This window comes from Paraburkholderia sp. J69-1 (genome assembly GCF_905220255.1).
Taxonomy (GTDB): domain Bacteria; phylum Pseudomonadota; class Gammaproteobacteria; order Burkholderiales; family Burkholderiaceae; genus Paraburkholderia.
On record NZ_CAJMZG010000061.1, the window covers coordinates 1 to 2,165 of the forward strand.

Consider the following 2,165-nt stretch of genomic DNA (forward strand, 5'->3'; position numbering starts at 1 on the left):
TGATCGACCACGGTGCCGCGGCGCAGCGCCGCGAACACGCCCGCGGGCAGGCCGACCGCGAGCGCGAAGATCAGCGCGCAGATCGACAGTTCGACGGTGGCCGGAAAGCGCGCGAGAAACTCGCCCATCACGCTCGTGTTGGTGATGATCGAGGTGCCCAGGTTGCCCTGCAGCGCGTGGCCGACGTAGTGCAGATACTGCATCGGCAGCGGCTCGTCGAGCCCGAGGCGATGCATCGCGTCGGCGTGCATTTGCGGATCGACGCCGCGCTCGCCCATCATCACTTCGATGGGGTCGCCCGGAATCAGGTGAATGAGTGCGAACGCCAGGATCGTGATGCCGATGAAAGTCGGAATCACCATGCCGATGCGGCGCAGTACGAAGCGGAACATGTCGTGTTCCCCCCTAAAACTTCAATGAGCCTGAATTGAAACGCAACCGGCGACAGGGGCTCGTGACCCCGGTCGCCGGACCATTTTCCGCCTGTTTGGCCCGGTATGCGGGCGAAGCGGAAAGTCTTACCCGATGATCGTTACTGCATGCTCACGCCGTCAAAACGCGCGTAGCCCAGCGGCTCGATGCGCATATCGACGACCTTCTTGCTGACCGGCTGATAGACCGTCGAGTGCGCGATCGGCGAGAACGGCATCTGCTGCGCGAAGATCTGCTGCGCCTGCGTGTAGAGCTTGGTGCGTTGCGCCTGGTCCGAGGTCTGACGCGCCTTCTGGATCAGGTCGTCGAAGGGCTTGTAGCACCACTTGCCGAAGTTGTTGCCGTTGACCGCTTCGCAGCCGAGCAGCGTGCCGAGCCAGTTGTCCGGGTCGCCATTGTCGCCGGTCCAGCCGATCAGCATCGTGTCGTCCTCGCCCGCGTGCGCGCGCTTGATGTACTCGCCCCACTCGTACGTGACGATCTTCGCCTTCACGCCGATCTTCGCCCAGTCGGCCTGGATCATTTCGGCCATCAGACGCGCGTTCGGGTTGTAGGCGCGCTGCACGGGCATCGCCCAGAGCGTGATCTCGAAGCCGTTCGGGAAACCGGCCTTCGCGAGCAGTGCCTTGGCCTTCGCGGTGTCATACGGCTGGGCCGTGAGGCTCTTGTCGTAGGACCATTGCGTGGGCGGCATCGGGTTGGTCGCGGCCTGGCCTGCGCCCTGATAGACCGACTCGATGATCGCCTTCTTGTTGATCGCCATGTCGAGCGCCTGGCGCACTTCGAGCTTGTCCATCGGCTTGCGCGTGACGGTGTACGACAGGTAGCCCAGGTTGAAGCCCGGCTGCGACGGCATCGCGAGGTTGGCATCGGCCTTCAGCGGCGCGATGTCGGCCGGGCGCGGATAGCTCATCACCTGGCATTCGTCGCGCTTGAGCTTCTGCACGCGCACGCTGGCGTCCGGCGTGATCGAGAAGATCAGCTTCGCGAGCTTGACCGCGCCCGGCTTCCAGTAATCCGGGTTGCCGTCGAAGCGGATCGTCGCGTCCTTGGTGTAGCTCTTGAAGATGAACGGGCCGGTGCCGACCGGGTTCTGGTTGATGTCGGCGGCCTTGCCGGCCTTCATCAGCTGATCGGCGTATTCGGCCGAGAGGATCGAGGCGAATTCCATCGCCATGTTCTGGATGAACGGCGCGTTCGGCTCGTTCAGCGTGAACTTGACGGTGTAGGGATCGACTTTTTCGACCTTGGCGATCAGCTTGTCGAGGCCCATGTCGGTGAAGTACGGGAACGACACCGGGTAGGCCTTGCGGAACGGCTGGTTCGAGTCGAGCATGCGCTGGAACGAGAACACAACGTCGTCGGCGTTGAATTCGCGCGAGGGCTTGAAAAACGAGGTGGTCTGGAACTTCACGCCATGGCGCAGGTGGAACGTGTAGGTCTTGCCGTCAGGGGAAACATCCCACGATTGCGCAAGGCCCGGTTCGACCTTGGTGCCGCCGCGCTCGAACTCGACGAGGCGGTTGTAGACGGTGAACGTGTTCGCGGTGAAATCGGTGCCGGTGGTGTACTGCGCCGGATCGAAACCGGCCGGGCTGCCTTCCGAGCAGTAGACGAGCGTCTTGTTCGGGATGCTGCCGGCGTGCGCGAGCGGCGCGCCTGCAATCGATGCCGCTGCGAGCGCCACGAGCGAGGTCATTCGTGCTGCACGCAACAGGTTGTTTTCTTTCATG

Annotated in this window: 1 protein-coding gene and 1 pseudogene; both read right to left on the minus strand. The window is 63.2% G+C overall.

The features are described from left to right. A pseudogene (locus tag U5A67_RS40335) lies at positions 1 to 392 on the minus strand (peptide ABC transporter permease); the annotation flags it as partial. 140 nt (positions 393 to 532) lie between these two features. Further along, complete coding sequence (locus U5A67_RS40340) at positions 533 to 2,164, minus strand: ABC transporter substrate-binding protein (protein WP_321959831.1); 1,632 nt, start codon at positions 2,162 to 2,164, stop codon at positions 533 to 535. Between the last annotated feature and the right edge of the window lies 1 nt (position 2,165).